We start from the raw sequence: 23,338 nt of genomic DNA on the forward strand, positions 1-23,338 counted from the left end.
TTGCGAATCTCCGTTGTTTGCAGATGGATAAGTGCAATTCGGAGCTGTCATTCATGTAGAAATAAGGTTAATTAATCCTATAGGCGCAGGGCCTTTGACGGTATGCATGGCGAATGTCTTATATGTATCCTGTTTGATAATCAAATCTATACAGATTGTATCCCACTCTATCTTTCTAGGCAATCTATTTTTCATAAAAACAAGTGCTATTAGTTCGTCTTTGCGAAAGTAATCCTGACATGTTAGAATGAAATTTGGAAAAAATGATAGTTTTTGAGGGGTGATGAAATGCCATTGTTGGAGCAGGAACACAATACCCCCTATAAATCCCGTGAGGAAACGCAGCAAAAGGGGCCATCCACCAAATGGTTCTGGGTATTTTGGATTGTTCTCATCGGGCTGGGTACCACCGCAGCCTACCTATATAGTAATCACTTGAAAGAGCAAGTCGTGGTGCAGCTGCAGCAGGATACGCGCCAGGAGATGGCGGCATTCAAAGCGGAGTACGACCAAAGGTTTAACGAGCTGGTTCAGGAAATGGACGAGATGCAGAGCAAGGTTCAGTCGTTTAATGAGCTGCTGACCTTTACCAAGGATCAGGCTAGCGGCAAAACGGACAACAGCAACAAGCTGTACAGTCAGCTAAGCCAAGTTGAGAAACAGCTGAAAGAGCTGGAACGCAAGATGGAGCTGCTGAAGTGAGAACACTGAAGTATATCCGTCCCAAGCAGTTAAACCGTACATTTATGCTGGCCATTGCACCTTTTATCGGAATGCTGCTATGTATGTGGTTAATTACGGAACCGCCGCACCTGTCGCACGAAATCGCGGAGTACATACCATCCGGCAGCATATCGGAACAGTCCGCCGTGATCAAACAGGATTTGGATCAAGCCGCTGTCTATGCGGAACAGACGATATCCTCCATTGAAAAAACGGCCAAGCTCTATCGGCAAACGACCGCCACGGTAGGAACCATTCTGCAATCAGCGGAAGCACAAGCTTCACGCCCGGAGCAAATCTATAATCGCCGGATCACAACCAAACTGGGTGTCCCTATTGAAACGGTCAACAGTGACCGCATTCGAATTGAGTTATACAAGATCAACCCGGGTACGTATCACGGATATGCGATGAAGGTCAAATTGAAGGATCCTTCTGCGATGAAGATGTCGCTAGGGAGCGAAAGCGGCAGGCCCGGGTCCGTAGAAACGACCATGCGTGCCGTAAGCCGGCATGGTGCGGTTGCAGGGATTAATGCCGGTGGATACGCTGACGGGAACGGGGGCAGACATCCGCTGAGCACGACCTATTATGATGGCAAATACGTCTCGGGGTTTCAACCGAGCTTTAAGGATCTTGCCTTTGTCGGCATGAGCAAATCCGGCAAGCTGATCGGTGGCAAGTTCTACAGCCAAAGCGAGCTTGACCGGCTCGATCCCATGTTCGGTGCTACCTTTGTACCCGTGCTGCTCCAAAACGGCAGTAAAACAACAATTCCCGAGAAATGGAGAACGACCCCCGGCCGGGCACCGCGTACCGTCATCGGCAATTACAAGGACGATCAGCTGCTCATCCTGGTTACCGAAGGATATGACGAGAAGGGCAAATCGGGAGCCACGCTGCAAGAGCTGCAGAACAAGCTTAAAAATTTGGGCGTGATTGACGCTTATAATCTCGATGGCGGCGGGTCCGCATCCCTAATCCTAAACGGCCGGGTCGTGAACAAACCGTCGGACGGAAATCTGCGCCCGGTACCCACGCACTTCTTATTTTTCAAATGATAGAATCGGCACTCATATTCTCGTTTATTTTTTGGCTCAAGGTGGTTATAATAAGGTTAGCTTAGCAGGAGGTGGCAAGAATGTCGTTCTCATTAACATTTTGGATCGTCATGCTCGTATTCGCCCTTTACATGGTTGGCATTTGGACCGCGGCATACAATGATGATAAAACCAAAGGCCTGTAAGGCGTCTCCCTCGTATATCGGGGGAGTTTTATTTTTTTGAGGAACAAAAAAGGCACCGCTCATTAGCGATGCGCAAAAGGTAATTCATTTGAGGTACTAGGCATGTTTCGGAAGCTGCTGCATTTCGGACATGCATTGTGAACAGATATAGCGCTCTTTAAACTCGCTAACTCCGTCCATAGAACCACAGAAGACGCATTTCGGACGATAGCGCTCCAATATAATATGGTCCCCCTGTACAAGAATTTCTACGGGATCCCCCTCGTTCATTTGATATCTCTTGCGTAGAGACTTAGGCAGAACGATTCTTCCCAGCTGATCAACTTTACGAACAACACCAGCAGGTTTCATAACGATTGTACACCTCTTTCATTTTCAACAAGTGATTTCTGACACCACAGTTCAGAACTGATAACAAGGGCCTAGTATAATAGTTCGATAAAAAGTTGTCGAATCCTGCTGGAAATTAAGAATTTCTTAGTTTTTTTCAATATCAACTAGGTATACTGGATGATATTCCCCAAAAAACTCAAAGTTTTGCAAAAACTTATTCCATACCCGGGAAATCCAATTGACGCAGTGCTTCATATACCATAATCGCTGCAGAGTTGGATAAATTCAAAGAACGCACCTTATCGGTCATCGGCATGCGGATGCAATGCTCGCTATTCGCGGCTAGCAGCTCCGGCGGCAATCCCTTGGTTTCTTTGCCAAACACCAAAAAATCCCCGTCTTGATATTCAATGTCCATGTAACGCTTGGTAGCCTTCGTCGTGGCGTAGTAATAACGTCCTTCCGGATAGAGCGCCTGCAACTCCTCAAAGGAATCATGATATTCAATATGTACGGCATACCAGTAATCCAGCCCGGCCCGCTTTAATGTCTTGTCGTCTGTATTAAAACCGAGCGGACGGACCAGGTGCAGATGTGTGCCCGTTGCGGCGCAAGTTCTGGCGATATTGCCCGTATTGGCTGGAATTTCCGGTTCGACTAGTACGATGTGTAATGCCATGTTGATAAGTCCACCTTTTCTTCTGTTTTATTTTTATTATAACCGATTCCTTCCCGATTTCCCGGGATATCCAGAAATAACCTTCCGCCGAACCGGCGGAAGGTTATCATTGTGTAATCTTGTATGATTTTAGCTGTGGCTCTTCTTAAACTGCTGCATAAATTCCACCAGCGCCTGAGCGCTCTCATACGGAACGGCGTTATATACCGAAGCCCGCAAACCGCCGACGCTGCGATGACCCTTCAGGCCGACAAAGCCTGCTTGCTCCGAAGCCTTCACGAATTCCTTCTCCAGCTCCTCAGAGGCAAGACGGAACGTAATGTTCATATCGGAACGTACCTCTGCATTCACGCAGCCGCGGTAGAAGCCTTCGCTGTGATCAATGGCATCATAGATGAGTGCGGCTTTCTTGCGGTTCATCTCTTGAACGCCTTGCAGGCCGCCCTTCTCTTCAATCCACTTCAACACTTCGTTGATCATATAGATGCCGAAAGACGGCGGCGTGTTGTACAGCGAGTTATTTTTCAAATACGTATTGTAACGGAGCATAGTCGGCAGATGTTTAGGAGAATCTGTAATCATATCCTCTCTGACGATCACAACCGCAACGCCGGACGGCCCCAAGTTCTTCTGAGCGCCCGCATAAACCATCGCGAATTGGTTCAAATCGAACGGACGGCTGAGGATATCGCTCGACATATCACAGATAAGCGGCACTGAACCGGTATCCGGGAATTCCTTAAACTGTGTGCCTTCAATCGTTTCATTGGAAGTCAGATGGAGATAGGCTGCATGATCCGACAGCTTAATGTCCTTAAGGCTAGGCAGAGCCATGTACTTGCTCTCCTCAGAAGAGGCTGCCACATGAGTTTCGCCAATCAGCTTGGCTTCTTTAATCGCCTTGTCAGACCAGCTTCCCGTCATTACATAGTTCGCAACCTGGCCTTGTCCCAAGAAGTTCATCGGAATCATGGCAAATTGCGTGCTTGCACCGCCTTGGATAAACAACACCTTGTAGCCGGATGGATTCCCCAGCAGGGACAGCAAGCGCTCCTGCGCTTCGTTATGAACGGCTTCATATACAGCACCGCGATGAGACATTTCCATAATCGACATGCCGGTATCCCCATAATTGACGAATTCGGCCTGGGCGCGCTCCAACACTTCAAGCGGCAATGCAGCAGGTCCTGCGTTAAAATTGTATGCTCTCTTGCTCAAAAGACTCCACCCTTTCTCTACTATGAATGCTAATTAACGCTAATCATAGCAACAATCCCATAGACCTTCAAGTGTAATTATTCACATTGAATTCTCGCTACCAACAGAAGAATTGGTACTTTCTACTCCAGGATCTCTTTTCTCCGGGTGCCAGGCTTAATCGAATAAACACTTCTGGCGATATAACGTGATCGGTCCCCCACAGCGCCATATGCGCAACCGGAAAATCGCTGATCTCCCTGACTCCCGCCCTGCTGGCGCTGTGCGTTAGCTCCCAGGAATAAGGATAATCGCTGCCGTTAATGCCTTGCATTCTCCCATAAAAGGGCTTATCCGGTCTGGCATTCCAGCCCACTTCGTTATCCTGAACAGATAGCAGACCCGAGGTATAATCCGATTCGACCTCCGTAAAGCGGACAGGGACCGGTAACTTAAGTTTATACTCTGGTCCTACCAGCTCTTCGTTAATCCCTATGAAATTATGAATGTACTCCTCCGTATCCATCCTTTGGCTCCCTTCATTGAAGAGCTCATAACCTATCGTCAATGTCGTGTCTTGAATCGAAATTTTCTTAACGAGTTTTGCCGCATACCCTTTGACGTTCCTAGGATGCATCGTATATGAAATGCTAACGTCATCCGAAGTGATATCGACATCGAAAGGTTCCACCGGATACGTATACTGAAAGTGATACGGGTCCTCGCTGACCCGTTTGAGAAGGCCCACTCCTAATTTGGGAAACCACCCACCTACTTCGGCCTCTGCATAACCCATCCCCTCATGCAGTCCAAACTCGTTGCACAATCCGGACCCGGCCTGAGGGTTAAACCCATCCGCAAACTCATGAACACAGAATGTGTGACCACTTTCGGTCAATTTGACCTGGGTAATGAAACCGGTCCGGTCAAAACGCGTGCCTTGATAACGACCGACTTCCGCTATATCGACTTCCAATTGTCCGTTTGCTAATTGATGTCCCATAACAATCGCTCCATTCATGATGAAGAAACCCCGGCCAACTTGCCTGCCGGGGCTTCTGAAATGTTGTATGCTCGTGTGTCAGGCAAGCTCGACACGAATTAGTTGACACTCATCTTCGGATAACGCGTACAGCAAGCTGCGATCCAATTCGGCAGCCCCCGGTTTCTGACTGCGCAGCTGAATCTTCTCGCCGTTCAGCGTTACCGATTGAATCGTATAACTTCCGTAATCCAATCGCTTCGGATTGCTGTATACAATCTGAAGCGGTTTACCCGCAAACCGCGTATGCACAGCAGCAGTACCGTCGGCTCCAAATTGCGAAGGACTGAGCTTCGGCTCCAAGAGCAGATGTCCCAGATTTCCTTTCACTCCAAAAACCTCGGTCAGCATGGTAAGCAAAAGCCAGCTTGCCGACCCGGTAAGATAGGGATACATCCCTCTTCCCTTCTCGTTGATGTACTCGGGAATACCCGGATACATGCGGCTCCGTTCAAAGTCATTGCTTAAATCGTAAATCGATTGTAATACCTCGTATCCCTCTTGGACAAAACCTCTCTTATAGAGAGCGTTAGCGTACATGACGCTCATATGGCTGAACATGGCTCCATTCTCTTTATGTCCGAACGCGAAACCGAATGCCCGCCCGAGATTTTGCTGAATCTCGCCAAAGTTCGAATTCAGACGATAGCCAATGCTCGGATCTTTTAAATACCGATCAACCGATTTCGTAATTTGTCCTACCTGTTCATCGTCCGCAATTCCGCCCATAACGGCAAACACCTGGCCTGTAAGCGTCATGCGCACGCCAAGGGGACGATCGCCTTCCACGCGCGCTCCGTCATTATTGTAGTAACCGTTAAACCACGAGTATCCTTCTTGGCTTGTAATCCATTCTTTGCTGCGCAAATGCCGGATGATCCAGTCCGCTTTCAGTCTCAAATCCTTCACAACTTCCGCAACGCTAAACTTTCGTTTGTTTCCGGTCACGGAGACTTTAACAGCCTCATAATACTGATCAAGCAGCTCCAGCTTCCCCTGCACATCATCATAGGAGACGGGAGCCGTTACCGAATCGAGCAGCACAGCCATTTCCTCCGCGATTTCAAGAAACTCAACGCCTTCTCTGTCCTGCCATGCCAGCAGCAGATTGCCAAGCTGCATCAAATTGCTTGCATAGAACGCAGTAAAGGCCACGCTCTCGCCTCTGTCCGGAGCAAGATCGAGACCATCATTCCAGTCCGCTCCCTCAAGCTTGATGTTATTGTGCTCACCTACATTAAAGAACGGAACCAGATTCTGCAGCAGCATGTGCTCCAGTATCGTACCTTCGTATACCTCACCGTTCACGGTTAAGAGTAGATTCCCATGCTCAGGCAGCCATCCGCTGTCCTTCTCCTTGCACCGACTTACAAATACGTCGCGGAAATAGGTCTGCGGCTGCTTCAGGAAATCCAAATCCCCGCTCTGGTCCAAATAAAGCAGCGTCGTCATGAATGGCCATGCACCGTGATCCATCCATACGCGCGGTATGTTGTTCCGGTCAGCGATAAACTCACCGGGCTTCGTTCCAATAATTGTAGCATTGCTTCCATCAATCCGTACACCTGCATAATTATTAAGCAGCAGATACCGGACCTCGGATGGTTCCATGATCATCAATGCCAGACAGTCCTGCCAGAGGTCACGCCATCCACGTCCTCCACGGCCATAGTCATGATAAGGAAGAAATGAGTTGCCATAGAGACGCCTCAATATCGGCTGCAAGGTTACCCATTTCATCCACAAGTCCTGCTGCTGATCGCCGGTATGGAAGGATACGGTATTCAGCTTGTCATTCCAATAGGCTTCATTCTGAGCAAGCAGCTCATCAAAGCGCTTCTCCGATAAATACGTTTCGGCAAGTCTTCCGGTCTCGGCGCAATCTTCCGAAATGACCATCGCCATAACATAAGCCCTGGATTCGCCAGGCTGCAGTTGAACCCCCGCAAACCGTAGACCTCCAATGGCCTCATATCCCTCCAAGGAGTCACCTGCCTGCGCGCCCGCTTGCTTATTGGCAATGATAGCCTCAGGCCAATCGAGCGCGCCGCCTTCCCCAATATACTCTTCAAGCACCGGAAAATAACCGATCGGTTCCGCACCGTCCGCTTCCGCGCCTAGGACGCTGTAGGATACGTGATTAATACGGTGACCCCGCTCATCAAATGAGAGAGCAGGCTGGACTTCGATTCCTTTGCGATGGACAAAGATCCGGTGAAGCAGGGATGTCACGTGACGGTGGTCCCGCAGATCGTCTGCCGAACGGCCATACAGCGGGATTGCCGCGGTAGGGGTCAGTTTTAGCGTCTGCTCTCCTACGTTGGTCAGTGTTACTTTCATTAACTCGATTTTGTCATCCGTTACCGGAACGAAGCTGGTTACTTCCGCTTGCAGTCCGGCTTCCCCGTTCATCCGTGTCAGCTTATGCCATAAAAACCCGGCTGCCAATTGGCTTTCTTCTTCCTCGTTCATGAACCGGTTTGCATTCTGCTTGGCTGAATTGCCGGTTACGGACCATGCACCATGCCCGTCAATATGCACCCAAAAGTTACGTGCGGACTTGGAATTATGTAGATCCTCCACCGATACGGGCGACATGAAAAACGTATTATGACTGCTTGTCATTTCACCGTGAAGATTCGGCGTGACGGCCGACATCATGCCAGCCTCATTCACTAAAGGGAAATATAAATAGTTATGATATTCGGGATTACGCAACGTAAAGACCCCATGGTTTCCCTCAAACTTCCATCCTGTTGATTTCATATCGCGATCTCTTCCCTTCTATGCCTTAGGATTTGACGGCTCCGGCCAGCGCCCCGTCCACCAGATATTTCTGTATGAACGTGTACAGAATGATCAATGGCGCCGCTACGATCGTAATTCCGCATGCAAGCAGCGGCCAGTTATTCCCGTATTGCCCCCTGAATTCCTTTAGGCCAAACGTAATAGGATAGTTGGACGGACTCGGGAGATACATGATCGGACCGACAAAATCATTCCAGATTCCAATCGCAGTCAGAATGACGCCAGTTGCGATAACCGGCTTCATCAGTGGCAGAATGATCTGGAACAGGTAACGGATATAACCGGAACCATCCATCCCCGCGGCCTCATCCAGATCGCGGCTAATCGACTTGATGTAGCCGACAAACATCATGAACACAACGCCCGTTCCCGTCGTTTTCAGCAAGATATAACCAAGCTTGGTATCATACCCGAAGAACGAAACACTCTCCTTGAAGGACAGCATGAGTTTATACTGGGCAACCATCGGATTCGGAAGAAACTGGGACAACAAAAAGAACATATAAATGAAGCCGCTCCACATCACATATCCGCGCGCGACCGGAAAGGCCGCAAACAACGACACGATGATGGTCAGTACCGTCGCAGATACCGTATAAATTAAGCTGTTCGCGAAATAACCGGCGAAATTACCCTCAGACCATGCCTGTGTATAATTGCCCCATTCCATGTTCTGGACGATCCCGATCGGATTGAGCAGATACTCATTGAAGGATTTGAGTGATACGTTGAATACGAGCAGAAGCGGAACGACATACAGAATCAGCAGCATACCTATGACGGCGTAAGAAAGAATTTGCGTGGTTTTGGAATTTCGCATCAATACTCCACCTCTCTCTTACGCGTCTGTCTGACAGCCACCACAACAAAGAGGAGAATAATCAGGAACTGCACAACAGACAGCGCCGAAGGAAGGCCCATTTCCAAACTTCCCCGGAACGTCTCTTTGTACACGTCGTAAGCCATCGTCCTTGTATTGAAGCGACCGTCTGTTGTCGCCAAAATGATATCAAAGGTAGACATTGCGCCAATGATGGATAACAGCATATTCACCGTGAAGGATGGTGCGATCAGGGGGAAGGTAATATGACGGAAAGATTGCCACTTGCTGGTGCCGTCAATATGACCCGCCTCGTATAAATCTTTAGGGACTGATTGGAGTCCAGCCAGAAAGATCAGCATGGAATAGCCCATGTACATCCAAATCTGGACGAAAATAATATAGCCAAACGCGTGAGTGAAACTCCCAAAGAACATGTCCTGATAGCCGAAGAGAGCGTCGTAAAGGCGATTGACAGGTCCGTTTAACGGATCGAACATCATCCCCCAGATCAGAGCAACGACAGCTACGCCCAGTACAACCGGCAAGAAGAATACCGCGCGATAGAAATAATCGCCTTTTAGGCGCTGGTTAATGATGACGGCGATAAACAGAGCGACCCCGTTCTGCACGATCGTAACAACGAACATAAAGATCAGGGTGTTTATGATGGAACGCCACCGCTCCCCTGAGTTCCCCGAGAAGAATAATTCCTTATAATTATCAAGCCCGACAAATTGGTACGTGCTGCCCGGGAGGTTCTTGACATCGGTAAAGGAATAGATGACTGTCAGGATCGATGGTCCAAAATAAAACACGATGTAAAGCGCCATCGGTATCAGCAGCAGCAATAAGGGTATGAATCGGTTAAATCCTTTTCCAAATGGATACATCTCTCTCACCTCGCAAAATCCCATTTCAATAAATGTCGGGGCCTGCTGCACAGACCCCGACTACAGTATGGTTCATTCTATATAGGTCTCTTTATAATAGAAGAATCTTATTTCGGAGCAGCAGCTTCCCATTCTTTTTGTTGAATATCAGCCAGCTCTTTTGCTGTTTTGTATGGACCGCCCGGTGCCAGGAATTCCGTATGAACGCCTTCTGCAGCCAAATGCTCGCCAATATTTTGACGGTTAATCATCATGATTTCGTACGCCAATTCGAACTCTCCGAGATATGGGGTCAGTTCATTGTCAATAAAGTCGCTTTCCGTCTGAATGTTATCCTGTGTCGGAATGAAACCGGCAGCTTTCACGAAAGTCGTGTAATTTTCCGGCTCGGAGAAGAATTCAAGCCATTTTAGGGCTCCTTCTTTGTTCGGTCCCTTCTCGGTTGCATACCAGGTTACGTCATACTTGCCGACAAAAGAGGCATTCTTGGCTGCATCCTCCGTAGCCGGAAGCGGGAAGTAACCGAATTTCAGCTCCGGATTTGCTGCTGCGACGGTTGGAGCATCCCAAGAGCCATCAGCCAGCATGGCTGCTTTTCCTGTTGCAAAATAGGAAGGCGCTGTTGCATAATCAATCCCCATGAATCCGTCAATCATGTAATTGTCTTGAAGCGTCTTCATTTTTTCCAATACTTCGATTGCTTCTTCATCGTTATAAGCCGTTTCGCCTTTCCAAACGCCTTCAATCCATTTCTGCTGGTCTCCGCCGCCAAGAATTTTGGCTTGCAGGGCGAATACAGGGAGTTTCAAAGGCCATACGTCTTTACCTGCAACTACAATCGGGGTAATGCCCTTGGCTTTCAGATCATCATTCAGCTTGATGAACTCCGACCACGTTTTCGGAACACTCAATCCATTCTGTTCAAAGATTTCCTTATTGTAGAACAGACCGGACATCGCAACCTTGCCCGTTGGAATCGCATACACTTTATCGTTATAAGTTCCGGCTTTTTCAATATCGTTAGCATTATAATTCTTAATGAAGGCTTGGTCGGATAAATCCGCGATCAATCCCGTATCAATCCACTGCTGCCAATCAGGTACTTTCGCACCCGGTGTCCATTCCTGCGGGGAAAGTCTCATTCCCGATAAATCAGCCAAAACGTCGACGTCATTAGCAGTGATTCTTGCTCTCTGCGCCTGCTTGTATTCGTCATCCGGACCCGTAGTGGTATACTCTATCGTATACTCAGGATACTTCTCTTCAAATTTCTTGTTGATCTCTTCAACCGCTTTATTGATGTTATCTTGTTTCCAGTGTAAAATTTTGATGACCTTTTTATCACCTTTCGAAGGTGTACCTTTATCGGCTGAATCACTGCTTCCGCAAGCCGCTAGCGAGAAAGTCAGAGCACCCGCCAAAAGTATTGCTGATAATTTCTTAATCATTTCCTTACCCCCTGAAATTAAAGTGCAATTCATTATGAAACCGGATTCATCATTCCGCTTTTTCTCGCTCAGTACAATCTTGATGTTACGAAACAATAATTATCAATTTTCGCAATTCAGCGAAATATACCGAAAGCGGTTTCGCAAGGCCTATTATTACTCATAATATTTTGTTTGTCAAAGCTTTTTTTTCTTTCCCAAAATATTTTGTTAATTAAACGCGATACAGCTTTATTCCTTTCTATTACAAGCATCATGACTACTCTCTTCATTGACTTACCTAGTTAAAGCAGATACACTAATTTACGAAACAGTTTCGCTTCTGTACTGAATAACGACAAGTAGCAGTCATACTTAACGAAAACTCACGAAAATTATGAAATGATAATATAAACAGAATAAGGGGCGTTTCGCATGGCTTTAAACATCAAAACAATCGCTAAAATGGCCGGGGTATCCGTATCCACCGTCTCCAAGATTATCAACAACTACAGTGATGTATCCGAAGAGACCAAAGCACGCGTGTTGGAAATTATGAAAGAGACGGGATACACCCCTTCCAATTCTGCAAAAACATTAGCAACCAAGAAATCGAATTTAATCGGCATCATATTTGCGGGAAAGCTGAATGTCGATTTTACCCATCCTTTTTTTGTTGAAGTTCTCAATTCCTTTAAGAAGCAAATGGGGGTTCTCGGTTACGATCTACTGTTTTTTTCGAATGAGAAATTCCAAGGGGATGACGCCGACTACCTCGGCCGATGTCGTCATTATCAGGTGGATGGCTGTGTCATTATATCCGGCGAGGAAATCGAGCCCTCGATTAAAGAGCTGGATGAGAGCGATATTCCGTGTATCGGGGTCGATATTGAACTATTCGGCGAAATGTCGGGGCATATCATGTCCGATAATTATAAAATGTCCTCGAAGGTCGTGGAGCATTTCTATCTTCAAGGTTTCAGAGACTTGGGGTTCATCGGAGGCAGCAAGGAGTCTGAAATCTCAAACAAGCGTGAGGCCGGTTATCGTAACGCCATGGATAGCTTCGGACTTCCGGCCCGGGCGGAATGGTTCCAAAGCGGTGAAGATTTTCATGAGGCAAGCGGATACAAAGCCATGACACGGCTGATCCAAGCAGGTTCTCTCCCCCGCGGGATCTTTGCAGCCTCCGATCAGATTGCGATTGGAGCCATCCAAGCGCTTCAGGAACATAGCCTGAAGGTCCCTGACGATGTATCGATCATCGGTTGTGACGATATTGAGGCGTGCAAATATACAACACCCAAACTAACGACGATTCGGCAAAACAAAGAAAAAATCGGTCGCCTGGCAGCGCTCATGCTCTACGACCTTATCCATAAGCAATCGCCCATCAGCTCCTTTGTCGTAGAGCCTGAGCTCATCGTTCGGGAATCTTGCGGAAGCAATACGCATCACTACGGATACTTTAAAGAGTAAAGCTGGGGTAAGGGAGTGCGGGGCTGCTTAAGCCAAGAGCAAGGCTATTCATGCCTGCCTTTGAAAATAGCCTTTGTTCTCCCTTGGTATGATAATCCTCGCTAAACCTAGCTAGGCTTTATATATGTGCAAAAAAAGCCCAGGGCATGATGCCGCCCTAGGCTTTTTGACGTTGTTTATTATAGGTCGTAGTACAGGGAGTACTCGTGCGGATGAACACGGATGTTAACCGCTTTGGCTTCGGCACGCTTGAACTCGATGAAGTTCTCGAGGAATTCTTGCGTAAATACGCCGCCTTCTGTCAAGAACTCATAGTCTGCTTGAAGTGCATCCAAAGCCTCATCCAGGGAACCCGGTACGCTGCGGATTTCTTTCTTCTCGGCATCAGACAATTCATAGATGTTTTTATCGAATGGTCCATAACCGAGTGCGGTAGGATCGATTTTACGCTTGATACCGTCCAAGCCAGCCATCAACATGGCGGAGAATGCAAGGTAAGGGTTCGCCGTGGAATCCGGTGTACGGAACTCGATGCGGCAGCCCTTCGGCGTTACGGCTGCAACCGGAATCCGCACGGCGGCAGAACGATTGCCCTTGGAGAATACGAGGTTAACCGGTGCTTCATAGCCTGGTACCAGACGTTTGAAGGAGTTGGTGCTCGGATTTGTCAAAGCGATCAATGCAGGCGCATGGTACAGAATACCGCCGATGTAGTGGATCGCTGTTTGGCTCAGGTTAGCATAAGCGCCTTTTTCATAGAACAATGGGGTGTCACCATCGAAAATGGACTGGTGAACGTGCATGCCGCTTCCGTTATCCCCGAACAATGGCTTCGGCATGAACGTAGCCGTTTTGCCATATTGGCGTGCTGTGTTATGCACGATATATTTATAGATCAACAAATTGTCAGCTGTTTTTTTCAATGTATCGAAACGGAAGTTGATTTCCGCTTGGCCGGCAGTTGCTACTTCATGGTGGTGACGCTCAACGCGAAGTCCTGCTTCATCAAGCAATCGGCACATTTCACTACGGATATCTTGCTGAGTATCCACAGGTGCTACTGGAACATATCCGCCCTTAACGCCAACTTTGAAACCAAGGTTGCCGCCTTCTTCCTTGCGGTTCGTATTCCAATGCGCTTCCTCGGAGTCTACGAAATAGCTGGAGCTGTTCATGGAGCTTTCATAGCGAACTTCATCAAACAGGAAGAACTCGGATTCCGGTGCGAAGAATGCTGCTGTTCCGATACCGGCCTCTTGAAGGTATTGCTCGGCACGAGCTGCGATACCGCGCGGGTCACGCTCATATGAATCACCTTCCGGTGTATAGATGTTGCTCATAATGTTAAGCGTAGAATGTGCTGTAAACGGATCGATATAGCAAGAATCCGGATCAGGCATCATAACCATATCCGACTCTTCAATGCCGCGGAATCCTGGAATAGAAGATCCATCGAACGCTACCCCATTCACGAATGTTTCTTCATCTACTTCTGAAGCCGGCAAGCTAATATGATGAACCCGTCCCGACAAGTCTACAAAACGAAAATCAACCCACTCAATATTGTTCTCTTTAATGGTTTGCAATACTTTCTCTACCGACATGTCTCTTCCTCCCAATTTCCGAACATTAAGACTTAAACAGCTTAACAATGTTCATAATCTTTCGATTTCTTTTCGTCATTATATGCCGGGAGATAACCTGACGTCAATACCTATGTAAGGTATTTTTGAAAGAGATGTCAGGTTACATAACATGATAAACCAGTTAATGTAAACTCAGAAAAAAGACACCTGCAATCTTTTTGCAGATGTCTTTTATATTAGATTTAAGGAACTGGCGAACCTTAACTATGTTCTTAACGCTAATCCCGAGTGTACAATGTCGCTTATCAATTACTATACGCGCGCAAATTCAGAAGCAGGTGCTTTGGAAGTCGCAAAGCTTTTGCCTACTAGTGGGGCCAGCTGCTCCAAGTCTTTAAGCAATGTGGCAAATTGATCCGGGAACAGGGATTGAACCCCGTCGCCTGTCATGGAATTATCTGGATCTGTATGCATTTCAATAATAAGGCCGTCTGCCCCAGCCGCCACGGATGCCTTGGACATCGGTTCAACAAGCTCGCGTCGTCCTGTTCCATGGCTCGGATCAGAAATGACCGGAAGGTGGCTCAGCCCTTGTAAAACAGGAATGGCAGATAAATCCAGCGTGTTCCGGGTGTACGTTTCGAATGTTCGGATTCCACGTTCACAGAGCATGACATTCGGATTACCGCCGGCAAGAATGTACTCCGCTGCATTCAGGAATTCATCATAGGTTGAACTGAAACCTCTTTTCAACAAAACCGGCTTACCGCAGGTACCCAGTTTCCGAAGCAAATCGAAATTTTGCATATTACGGGTTCCCACTTGCAGAATATCGGCGTATTCCGCGCAAATATCCACGTATTCGGGCGTCATAACCTCCGTAATCGTCAACAGGCCATGTTTTTGCCCGGCTTCCGCCATCATAATCAAACCTTCAACGCCAACGCCCTGGAAGCTGTATGGGCCCGTACGTGGCTTAAAAGCGCCACCTCTAAGCACCTGTCCGCCTGCTGCCTTAACCAGCTGCGCGATCTCGTCAATCTGCTGCGGCGATTCCACGGCGCATGGACCACCCATGACGACCAGATTGCCTCCGCCAATCTTGGTGCCTTTAATATCAATAACGGTATCATCCGGATGAAAATCACGACTGGCAAGCTTGTAGGACTTGGAGATTTTAACCACATTCTCTACGCCCTTCATTTGGCGAAGGTGCTCCGCAAGCTTCGGGTTCACGCTGCCGATCAGCCCGATTACGGTACGGTCCGCCCCTTTCGATACGTGAGCCTGCAGTCCTTCCTTCTCAATCTCGCTTACGATATGCTGAACTTGTTCCTCTGATGTTTGATTGGATGTAATAACGATCATAATAAAACCTTCTTTCTGAATTTATTCCATTTTCAATTTCAATCGATGGATAATTGCTTTCGCGCTTGTTCGCTTTTAAGCTTTTAAGCTTTTATGCTTTTATCCGATAAAGTAAATATACAGAAAAAATCTCCCCTCGTCAAGCCCATTCTTCAAGCCTGCACGATCGGGAGATGTCGATTACCTGTTACATCAATGTTTTGCTGCGTCCTTCCGCTACGGTTCGCTTCACGAGTGGTATCGCAATTCTTGCCGTTGTCCCAATTCCGGCTCGGCTGAATAACGTGACCCCATATTCGCTGCCATAGTGAAGTTTGATTCGTTGATCCACATTCCGAATACCGTATCCGGCATTGGTTAGATCCTGTCCGCCTGTATTGTCCAAAACTCTGCCGGGCGGGAACCCGACTCCATTATCGATAATCTTAAATTCCAGGACATCTTCCAGCACTCTGGCGGTAATTCGAACATGAATATAATCCCCGGTCCAGGCATGCTCCAGCACATTCTCGATAAACGGCTGCAAAATCAATTTCACGGTTTCATACCGGACCACTTCCGGCTCGAAATCATAAGTAACCTGCATCCGTTCGTCGTATTTAATCTTTTGAATATCTACATACGCCTGAGCCTGTTCCAGTTCATTCTTCACGGAGATGATATTCCGGCCATCGTTAAGCGACAGGCGATAAAACTTCGCTAGGTCCATCACCATACGCTGCAGTTTATCCAGCATCCCAAACCGCGCCAAGCGGCTGATGGAGGATAGGGTATTGTATAGAAAATGCGGATTAATCTGCGCATGCAGCGATTCCAGTTCCGCTTCTTTTTTCTGAAGGTCGGCCAGATACACCTCATTGATCAGCTTGCCGATATTGCTGCCCATATCATTCAGAGCAGAGGAAATATGCGTAAATTCATCATTGCCCTTAAAGGATACCCGCTTGTGGAATTCCCCTTCCTGGAACGAGTCCAGCACCGATACGATTTTGGAAACCCGGCGGCTGAAGTATCTGGAGACCAAAATGCTGACCACAAAAAAGATAGCGATACAAATCAGACAGATCAGATAAGTTAAATTACGAATCTTGACCGTATCTTTCTCCACGATTTGCGCAGGGACAACGGCAATCAAATCCCATCCGAGCTGGGGAATGGGCTTCCGAATGAGGAGGTCACCGTTCTTGCGAAGTTCTTTTTCCTTGAAGACGGTTGTCTGTATGCCACCCGATGATAGAACCACCCGCCCTTGGGAATCCGATAAATATAAAGCCGTTCCGTCACCGATCTTGTTGTAATCCATGCTTTCGAAGAGGTCGGTCATACTGACGTTGATCCGCATGAATCCGATCTCCTGCGGTTTAATGGTCGAACTGATATCCACCAACCGCCGCAGCAAGGAAATGCGTCCGTTCCTCACATCGTCTTCAATCTGTTTCCATTGCAAGGTTACACCATAATTCTCATCCTTGGGATACAATTTATACCATGACCGGTCCTCTAGCCTGTCATATTGATAAATATCAAATAGACGTTTGTTGGAATCCAGCGGGTCTGAATACGTATAATTGTCATAGATCTCCCTAAGGTCGTCATTACGCAGGTAGATCGATAACCAGATCCTTCGGTTAGCCGTACTCACCGCGGTCTCCAACTTGGGAATCAGCACATTAATCGTTGTGTCGTAGCTAATCCAAGCGCTTTCAGTAAACCGCAGGCGGCTGTTAAAGGTCGTATCAAAATAAAGCATGTCCGAGATCCGAATCATGTCCTCCATCTTATACGATATATTCTCGCTCATCTGATGCAGCGTACCCTGAATATTGTTATACGTCTGCTCGCGAGTGGACTTTACGAAGACCTGATTCGCAATCTGACCGACAAGCAGCACCGGTATAATGATGAACACGCAGTACGAAATCATTAACTTGTACCCGAAAGGTATCTTGACCCGTATTCGTTCGAATTTCCCTGCCATCACCTGTTTGACCCCACATCTAATCTGAATTTTGCCAATTACGAGTGCTTGCGCCGGTATTCCAGAGGTGTCATTCCATACATTTCCTTAAACTGTCTACTGAAATAAGGCAGATACTGATACCCTGTTTGCGATGCAATTTCGTATATTTTGAGCTTGGTCGTCTTGAGCAGATCTCTAGCGCGCTCCATGCGGAGCTTGATTACATAATCGCTGAAGTTATGTCCGGTTTCTTCCTTGAAGAGCACCCCAAGATAATTCGGTGAAAAAGAAAACCGGTTTGCCATATCTCGCAGCGTGATATTCTCATGCATACGCGCTTGGATATTTTCTATGATCTCTTCGACCAGCCTGCCATTCTTTGTTGATTTTCGGTTCTTGAGCATTTCCGAAATTTCCATTGCCTTCATGCGAAGCCATGAGAAGATATCATCCATCGTTTCAAAATGAAGTAGAATATCAAGATTTTTGAGATCCAATCCTGCCATACGGTATAACTCTTCATTAATCGTCTGCAGATGACCTTCGAGCTTCACCATAATATACACGGCTAAATTACGTATGGTGAACTTGGATCTGATATTAGAGGCAAGCAATTGAATCGCTTCCAGTTCATCATAAATACGAACAATATCATACTCTGTCATGGCTGTAAATAAGGCATCCAGACGGATATCGAGACTTTTTACATCCTCACGGTCCTCGGTAGGCACCTCGCTGTACAGAATCCATTTACCTTTGCCCCGGAACATTTTGTAGTCCAGCGCGGCCAATGCCTCCTGATACGACGTGTGAAGCTGCTCCAGTTGGTAGGCAGCTCTTCCTTCACCTACCGTCATTGTATAGTTATATTCCTGCTTCAATTCCTCAAGCAGGGATTGAATCTCTTCTTTGCCCCTGCCCCCGTTAAGCATTACGGCCGTCCGCTGATCTGTTACCTTGCATATGTATTCGAAGCCGTTCTGTTCGAGCAGTTTATGCAGTCTCGAGAAATACTCCTCTATGACACTAAGCTTTTCCTCGGAATCGAGCAAGCTGCTTCGCCAAGTGCTCACATTATCAAGCTCTAGCAAAATGACACAAACCGGCCAGTGAAGCTCCGTCAATCGGTACTCCCGCTTGATAATATCCAGTATGGCTCCATCGTAGGGCCTCTGGAGAATTTGCAGGAGGTACTGATTTTTGAGGATGGGGATCATCTGCTGGTAAGCCTCTTCCGTCTCTTTGCGTTCATGGAGACGATCCAACTCCAGCCTCACCTTCGTTAACGCATCAATCAGCTCTTGGTCCTCCATCGGCTTTAGCACATAACTGCATGCATTCAAGGCAATCGCCTGCTTCACATAACCAAAGTCCTGGTAACCACTTACGAAGATAATCCGGAGTTCCTCCTGCAATTTCAGTGCCCGCTGAGCAAGCTCAAGCCCGGTCATATTCGGCATGCGTACATCGGTAACAAGGATGTCGATCTTCTCCTTTTCGAGAACCTCACAGGCAGCGAAGCCATTATTGACCGAGTCTATCACTTTCATTCCGAGATTTTCCCATGGAATAAAGCTCTTCATGCCCTCTAGATCCAGTATTTCATCGTCTGCCAGCAGCACTTTATACACGGGTATCATCTCCCCCATAAATTCCGATAAGGGTATACTGCATAAGCAGCATACCCTTCTTGGTTTTAAGTAAAGATTATTATTGGCCTTTCATTTTTGCAACGTTTTCTTGCCATTTCGTTGTTTTGAATGCAAGAAGTTTATCATATCCGGCAGATTGCGCATCGGCTTCCGCCTTGTCGAGGATTGCCAATACTTCGGCATCATCCTTAGCATACAGGGCTTTCGCTCTGGATTCTGTAAAGATATCCTCTACACGCTGACGGATAATTCCTTCCTCGCTGTCCGGGGCCGGATCGAGGTTGATGTATTCCGTAGCATTTGCTTGAGTCTTCCAAGTGACTTCATACTGCCAACGAGTGGACCAGTTACGCTGCTCCTCTGGCAATGTGCTTTCATATTTTGCTTTTGCTGTATCAATAAATACCGTGTTACCGTTCCAATGCAAGTTCGTTGTTATCGCTTGCAGCTTGTTAAGACCGGCTGCATCAGATACATACTTCTCAGTAAATTTAGGTGTCACACCGTCGTCTTCAAATCCATCCCAATATCCTCCTGGAGGACCCCACATCAGAACACTTTGTCCTTCAGGACCTGTGTACCAATCCAGGAATGCGAAGATCGCTTCTGGATTTTTAGCAGACTTCGTAATTACACTTACGTTCCAACCCAATTGCGTGTAAGTACCCGGGAAGATTTTGTTCTTGTCCAGGCCTTCTTTGTGAATCGGCCAGATCATGAAATATCCTCCGTTTGGATCTTTTGCTGCCAAATCGGCATGTGCGTTCATTGCATTTTCAGTCGGGCTTGAAGCAGCATATACTGCAACTCGTCCCGTGTTCACTTTCTCTTTAACCTGATCTACAGTTTGAGTCATAGCATCCTGAGAAATCAACTTCTCACGGAACAGCTTCGCGGAATACTGCATCGACTCACGGAAGATAGGATCAGTAAAGATGGAAGACAACTTGTCGCCGTTAGGCACGCCGCGGATGCTGATCCAGCGCGTTAGAGCATTTTCAGCAAAAGCGGAATACAGTACTTCAATACCTTGACCTTGAACGTGTGGTTCAAATGGAACAACCTTATCGCCATATTTGGCTTTAACTGCTTTCAGATATTCGTACAAATCATCTGTTGTTTCCAGTTTAGGTGAACCTAACTCATGGTAGATTTGTTTATTAACAACATACCCTGCGTTACCGTTCGGTTGGTTCGTATACCAGTTCGGGAACTGATACAGTTTACCGTCAGGGGAACGAAGCATGTTCAGGCCTTCCTCACCCATCCATTCCTTCAAGTTAGGGTATTTATCGAGATATTCGTCATAAGGCACAAGCATGTCTGCTTGACGCAGCTTCTCTACATCCGGTCCGCGATCCATCCACATAACATCTGGAAGCTCCGTGGAAGCAATCATGGTATTGAATTTTTGTTGTGCGTTACCTTGCGAATGAATGGCATTTACGGTTACTTTCTTATTCTCTTGAATCCATTTCGAGGATTCGTCTTGCCCCCATGGAGGCATGGTGTACTCGTTATAATGACCATAGAAGCTGAACTCAAGCGGAGTTTCGCCAAGCACAAACTTGTCGGATGCCTCCGTTGGAGGCGTGCTAGTTCCGCTTTCGCCTGCTGGCTCAGGGTTAGCAGTCTTGGTTCCACCGCCGCCGCCGCATGCAGAAAGCATTAGCGCTGCCGCAAGCAAAGCCGTCATCGATGTGGTCAGCGATTTCTTTCTCAACCTCATTCTCTAATTTCCCCTTTCGTCTTTACACTTGATATTTATGTCTAAAGCATAATGCTTCAAACAACACATATTGTTGCCCTTACTCTTTCAGGGAGCCTACCAGAACACCTTTAACGAAGTGCTTCTGTACGAATGGATACACCATAATAATCGGAAGTGTTGCCACCATCATGGTTGCCATGGACAACGACTTGGAGGTCACACTCTGCATCCTGGAGAGAACGGCCTGAGAAGCCGAATCTAGATTGCTCATCTGTTCAGACATAATATTAGAGTTCAATATTTGGCGAAGCATGGTCTGAATTGGCAGCAAGTTCTCGTTATTGATGTAGATACTCGGCAAGAACCATTCATTCCAATGCGAAACCGCGGTGAACAATGACAATGTTGCGATTACCGGACCGGACAGTGGGAGAATGATCTTAAAGAAAATACCCCAGTTGCCACAGCCGTCAATTTTGGCGGACTCTTCAAGACCATTCGGGAGGCCGTTAAAGAACGTCCGGAAGATGATCATGTTCCACACACTTACCAAGCCCGGAATAATGAACACCCAGAAAGAATCCATCAGACCCAAACCACGAACGAGCATAAAAGATGGGATCAAGCCACCGCCAAAATACATCGTAATAATACACATAACCATGTAGTACTTACGGCCGATCAGTTCGCTCTTCGTCATCCCATAAGCGAAGATAGAGGTTACAAGTATGGAGGAGATGGTTCCGATCACGGTACGAAGCACCGAAATCTTGAAACCATTCAGCAGCCTGTTATCCTGAAAGACGATCCCATAATTCTCTAATGTAAAGTCCCGGGGCCAGAAGGTAACGCCCCCCATTGCTGTATCTGAACCTGAGTTAAATGAAATGACAAGTCCGTTCCAAAACGGATAAAAAGTTACAAAGGCCAGTAATGCCAAGAAGATATAAATGATGACCATCATCACTTTGTCACCAAATGCTAGACGTACCACAATTACACGCTCCCTTCATCATAGTGGTCTTTTACCATAAGCTGTTCCCTGATTTACGTGCAATCAAGTTGGCAATCGTCAGAAGCATGACGCTGATTACCGCTTTAAACAAGCCTACAGCCGTTGCATATGAGAATCGGGAATTTTCAATACCTATTCGATAGACATACGTGTCGATAACGTCGGATACCTCTCGCAATACCGGATTCTTAGCCAAGAGCAAGATGTCTTCGAAGCCCGCAGTTAGCAAGTTACCAATGGCAAGAATCATAAAGATAACAACGACTGGCATAATCGATGGAAGCGTAATCGTAAAGATCTGCCTGAATTTGCTTGCGCCATCCATGTCCGCTGCTTCGTACATGTGCGGGTCAACCCCGGCAACAGCTGCCAAGTAAACAATCGAGGAGAACCCAATCTCTTTCCAAACCCCTGTCGTTACGAGTATCGTCCAGAAATACTCAGGAATGGACAGGAAGTTGAGCGGTTCTTCGATCAAATTCAGCTTCTGTAGCAGAATGTTCACACTGCCGTTATCCGTTGACAAGAGAGAAATCGCAAATCCTGAAACGATAACCCAAGACAGGAAGTGCGGTAGATAACTGACGGTTTGCACCAATCTCTTGAAGAACATATGCCGAACCTCGTTCAGCATCAGCGCCAGCATAATCGGTGCAGGGAAACCAATGATAAATTTAAGTAAACTGATGACGATCGTGTTTCGCATAACCGTCATAAATTCAGGTGATTCAAAAAACATTTCGAAATGCTTGAATCCAGCCCATGGGCTCTCGCCCATCCCTTTGAAAATGTTATAGTCCTGGAAAGCCATTAGAATGCCGTACATCGGTATATAGCTAAACACAAAAATGAGTGCGAGTGCAGGAAGCACCATTAACTGAATATCCCATTGTTTAGCAAAGCGAATCAATAAGCTGTCCTTTTTCCGTTTTGGAACAGGTTCCTGTTCTACGGATATTTGCGCCATGTCCAACCCCCCGTGTGTTCTATGCCATGAAGTTTACCTAATGTCTAACATTGTAGAATAAACTATCCAATATAAACATTTGCCTATTCAACGAAAAATGATATTATTCAATCGAAAATTAAAACGCTTACAGATTTGGGATATTTACGGGGTTACTGCTAGTCCAAAAAAATGATCCTGTATCCGGCGAGGTTGTCCAAAATTCATCGTCCGTTCTTAATACGGGACATAGAAAATCCCCTTAGGTCTACAGTGTTCAGTTCATTTCAAATGAACTGTTGTTCCACCATTCACCACAAGGGGAGAGTTTATCAATTAGCACGATTTGGCTAAACCATTCATAGTTTTTAAAAACTAAGCTACAATCCATAAGGATCACTATTACCTGATATTGCATCATTGATAAATGCTAAAACAGCCTTAATTTGAACT

18 protein-coding genes are annotated in these 23,338 nt (G+C 46.8%); 3 read left to right on the forward strand and 15 right to left on the reverse strand.

Annotated features, from left to right (window positions below):
- Positions 1 to 288 precede the first annotated feature (288 nt).
- Together ACOZB4_RS07885 and ACOZB4_RS07890 are read left to right on the forward strand one after the other, a co-directional pair.
- Positions 289 to 702, forward strand: coding sequence for a hypothetical protein (locus ACOZB4_RS07885; RefSeq protein WP_339291655.1), 414 nt, complete (start codon positions 289 to 291; stop codon positions 700 to 702).
- Positions 699 to 1,784 (forward strand): phosphodiester glycosidase family protein, encoded by a 1,086-nt coding sequence (locus ACOZB4_RS07890; RefSeq protein ID WP_379407690.1) that lies wholly within the window; start codon positions 699 to 701, stop codon positions 1,782 to 1,784. The genes ACOZB4_RS07885 and ACOZB4_RS07890 overlap by 4 nt, the downstream gene beginning before the upstream one ends.
- A gap of 281 nt (positions 1,785 to 2,065) precedes the next feature.
- On the opposite strand, the gene ACOZB4_RS07895 is transcribed toward ACOZB4_RS07890, so the two are convergent.
- The 8 genes from ACOZB4_RS07895 to ACOZB4_RS07930 all read right to left on the reverse strand — a co-directional run bounded on the left by ACOZB4_RS07895 (position 2,066) and on the right by ACOZB4_RS07930 (position 11,189).
- Complete coding sequence (locus ACOZB4_RS07895) at positions 2,066 to 2,320, reverse strand: AbrB/MazE/SpoVT family DNA-binding domain-containing protein (RefSeq protein WP_009595823.1); 255 nt, start codon at positions 2,318 to 2,320, stop codon at positions 2,066 to 2,068.
- Positions 2,321 to 2,516: 196 nt separating this feature from the next.
- A complete protein-coding gene (gene trmL / locus ACOZB4_RS07900; protein WP_076324455.1) occupies positions 2,517 to 2,981 on the reverse strand; it encodes a tRNA (uridine(34)/cytosine(34)/5-carboxymethylaminomethyluridine(34)-2'-O)-methyltransferase TrmL in 465 nt (154 codons plus the stop codon).
- Positions 2,982 to 3,110: 129 nt separating this feature from the next.
- Positions 3,111 to 4,199: a 3-phosphoserine/phosphohydroxythreonine transaminase gene (gene serC, locus ACOZB4_RS07905; protein ID WP_379407681.1), complete on the reverse strand. Its 1,089-nt coding sequence runs from the start codon at positions 4,197 to 4,199 to the stop codon at positions 3,111 to 3,113.
- A gap of 97 nt (positions 4,200 to 4,296) precedes the next feature.
- Positions 4,297 to 5,181: a hypothetical protein gene (locus ACOZB4_RS07910; RefSeq protein WP_379407678.1), complete on the reverse strand. Its 885-nt coding sequence runs from the start codon at positions 5,179 to 5,181 to the stop codon at positions 4,297 to 4,299.
- A gap of 78 nt (positions 5,182 to 5,259) precedes the next feature.
- Positions 5,260 to 7,986, reverse strand: coding sequence for a GH36-type glycosyl hydrolase domain-containing protein (locus ACOZB4_RS07915; protein ID WP_379407674.1), 2,727 nt, complete (start codon positions 7,984 to 7,986; stop codon positions 5,260 to 5,262).
- Positions 7,987 to 8,011: 25 nt separating this feature from the next.
- On the reverse strand, positions 8,012 to 8,848 hold the full coding sequence (locus tag ACOZB4_RS07920) for a carbohydrate ABC transporter permease (protein ID WP_339267453.1): 837 nt from the start codon (positions 8,846 to 8,848) through the stop codon (positions 8,012 to 8,014).
- Positions 8,848 to 9,741 (reverse strand): carbohydrate ABC transporter permease, encoded by an 894-nt coding sequence (locus tag ACOZB4_RS07925; protein WP_339267455.1) that lies wholly within the window; start codon positions 9,739 to 9,741, stop codon positions 8,848 to 8,850. The genes ACOZB4_RS07920 and ACOZB4_RS07925 overlap by 1 nt, the downstream gene beginning before the upstream one ends.
- Before the next feature lie 107 nt (positions 9,742 to 9,848).
- On the reverse strand, positions 9,849 to 11,189 hold the full coding sequence (locus tag ACOZB4_RS07930) for an ABC transporter substrate-binding protein (RefSeq protein WP_339267456.1): 1,341 nt from the start codon (positions 11,187 to 11,189) through the stop codon (positions 9,849 to 9,851).
- Between the two features lie 414 nt (positions 11,190 to 11,603).
- Between ACOZB4_RS07930 and ACOZB4_RS07935 the strand changes: the two genes are divergently transcribed.
- Complete coding sequence (locus ACOZB4_RS07935; RefSeq protein ID WP_379407662.1) at positions 11,604 to 12,647, forward strand: LacI family DNA-binding transcriptional regulator; 1,044 nt, start codon at positions 11,604 to 11,606, stop codon at positions 12,645 to 12,647.
- 179 nt (positions 12,648 to 12,826) lie between these two features.
- On the opposite strand, the gene glnA is transcribed toward ACOZB4_RS07935, so the two are convergent.
- The 7 genes from glnA to ACOZB4_RS07970 all read right to left on the reverse strand — a co-directional run bounded on the left by glnA (position 12,827) and on the right by ACOZB4_RS07970 (position 22,906).
- Entirely contained in the window at positions 12,827 to 14,251 is a 1,425-nt protein-coding gene (gene glnA, locus ACOZB4_RS07940; RefSeq protein WP_076324463.1) for a type I glutamate--ammonia ligase, read from the reverse strand.
- A 294-nt stretch (positions 14,252 to 14,545) separates the two neighbouring features.
- A complete protein-coding gene (aroF, locus tag ACOZB4_RS07945) occupies positions 14,546 to 15,601 on the reverse strand; it encodes a 3-deoxy-7-phosphoheptulonate synthase (RefSeq protein ID WP_379407652.1) in 1,056 nt (351 codons plus the stop codon).
- 187 nt (positions 15,602 to 15,788) lie between these two features.
- Entirely contained in the window at positions 15,789 to 17,579 is a 1,791-nt protein-coding gene (locus ACOZB4_RS07950; RefSeq protein WP_379407648.1) for a sensor histidine kinase, read from the reverse strand.
- A gap of 38 nt (positions 17,580 to 17,617) precedes the next feature.
- Complete coding sequence (locus ACOZB4_RS07955; RefSeq protein ID WP_215159222.1) at positions 17,618 to 19,192, reverse strand: response regulator; 1,575 nt, start codon at positions 19,190 to 19,192, stop codon at positions 17,618 to 17,620.
- Positions 19,193 to 19,271: 79 nt separating this feature from the next.
- Complete coding sequence (locus ACOZB4_RS07960) at positions 19,272 to 20,942, reverse strand: extracellular solute-binding protein (RefSeq protein ID WP_379407631.1); 1,671 nt, start codon at positions 20,940 to 20,942, stop codon at positions 19,272 to 19,274.
- 79 nt (positions 20,943 to 21,021) lie between these two features.
- Positions 21,022 to 21,918, reverse strand: a complete 897-nt coding sequence (locus ACOZB4_RS07965; protein WP_076324467.1) for a carbohydrate ABC transporter permease — start codon at positions 21,916 to 21,918, stop codon at positions 21,022 to 21,024.
- A 31-nt stretch (positions 21,919 to 21,949) separates the two neighbouring features.
- Positions 21,950 to 22,906 carry an ABC transporter permease gene (locus tag ACOZB4_RS07970; protein ID WP_076324468.1) on the reverse strand — a complete coding sequence of 319 codons (957 nt, stop codon included), beginning with the start codon at positions 22,904 to 22,906 and terminating at the stop codon, positions 21,950 to 21,952.
- Between the last annotated feature and the right edge of the window lie 432 nt (positions 22,907 to 23,338).

Source organism: Paenibacillus sp. NPDC058898, assembly GCF_049316025.1.
Lineage (GTDB): Bacteria > Bacillota > Bacilli > Paenibacillales > Paenibacillaceae > Paenibacillus_AQ.

Coding starts and splice junctions, on each gene's coding strand:
- ACOZB4_RS07885 (WP_339291655.1), top strand. CDS start 289: ATGCCATTGTTGGAGCAGGAACACAATACCCCCTATAAATCCCGTGAG.
- ACOZB4_RS07895 (WP_009595823.1), bottom strand. CDS start 2,320: ATGAAACCTGCTGGTGTTGTTCGTAAAGTTGATCAGCTGGGAAGAATC.
- trmL (WP_076324455.1), bottom strand. CDS start 2,981: ATGGCATTACACATCGTACTAGTCGAACCGGAAATTCCAGCCAATACG.
- ACOZB4_RS07910 (WP_379407678.1), bottom strand. CDS start 5,181: ATGGGACATCAATTAGCAAACGGACAATTGGAAGTCGATATAGCGGAA.
- ACOZB4_RS07915 (WP_379407674.1), bottom strand. CDS start 7,986: ATGAAATCAACAGGATGGAAGTTTGAGGGAAACCATGGGGTCTTTACG.
- ACOZB4_RS07920 (WP_339267453.1), bottom strand. CDS start 8,848: ATGCGAAATTCCAAAACCACGCAAATTCTTTCTTACGCCGTCATAGGT.
- ACOZB4_RS07925 (WP_339267455.1), bottom strand. CDS start 9,741: ATGTATCCATTTGGAAAAGGATTTAACCGATTCATACCCTTATTGCTG.
- ACOZB4_RS07930 (WP_339267456.1), bottom strand. CDS start 11,189: ATGATTAAGAAATTATCAGCAATACTTTTGGCGGGTGCTCTGACTTTC.
- ACOZB4_RS07935 (WP_379407662.1), top strand. CDS start 11,604: ATGGCTTTAAACATCAAAACAATCGCTAAAATGGCCGGGGTATCCGTA.
- glnA (WP_076324463.1), bottom strand. CDS start 14,251: ATGTCGGTAGAGAAAGTATTGCAAACCATTAAAGAGAACAATATTGAG.
- aroF (WP_379407652.1), bottom strand. CDS start 15,601: ATGATCGTTATTACATCCAATCAAACATCAGAGGAACAAGTTCAGCAT.
- ACOZB4_RS07950 (WP_379407648.1), bottom strand. CDS start 17,579: ATGGCAGGGAAATTCGAACGAATACGGGTCAAGATACCTTTCGGGTAC.
- ACOZB4_RS07960 (WP_379407631.1), bottom strand. CDS start 20,942: ATGAGGTTGAGAAAGAAATCGCTGACCACATCGATGACGGCTTTGCTT.
- ACOZB4_RS07970 (WP_076324468.1), bottom strand. CDS start 22,906: ATGGCGCAAATATCCGTAGAACAGGAACCTGTTCCAAAACGGAAAAAG.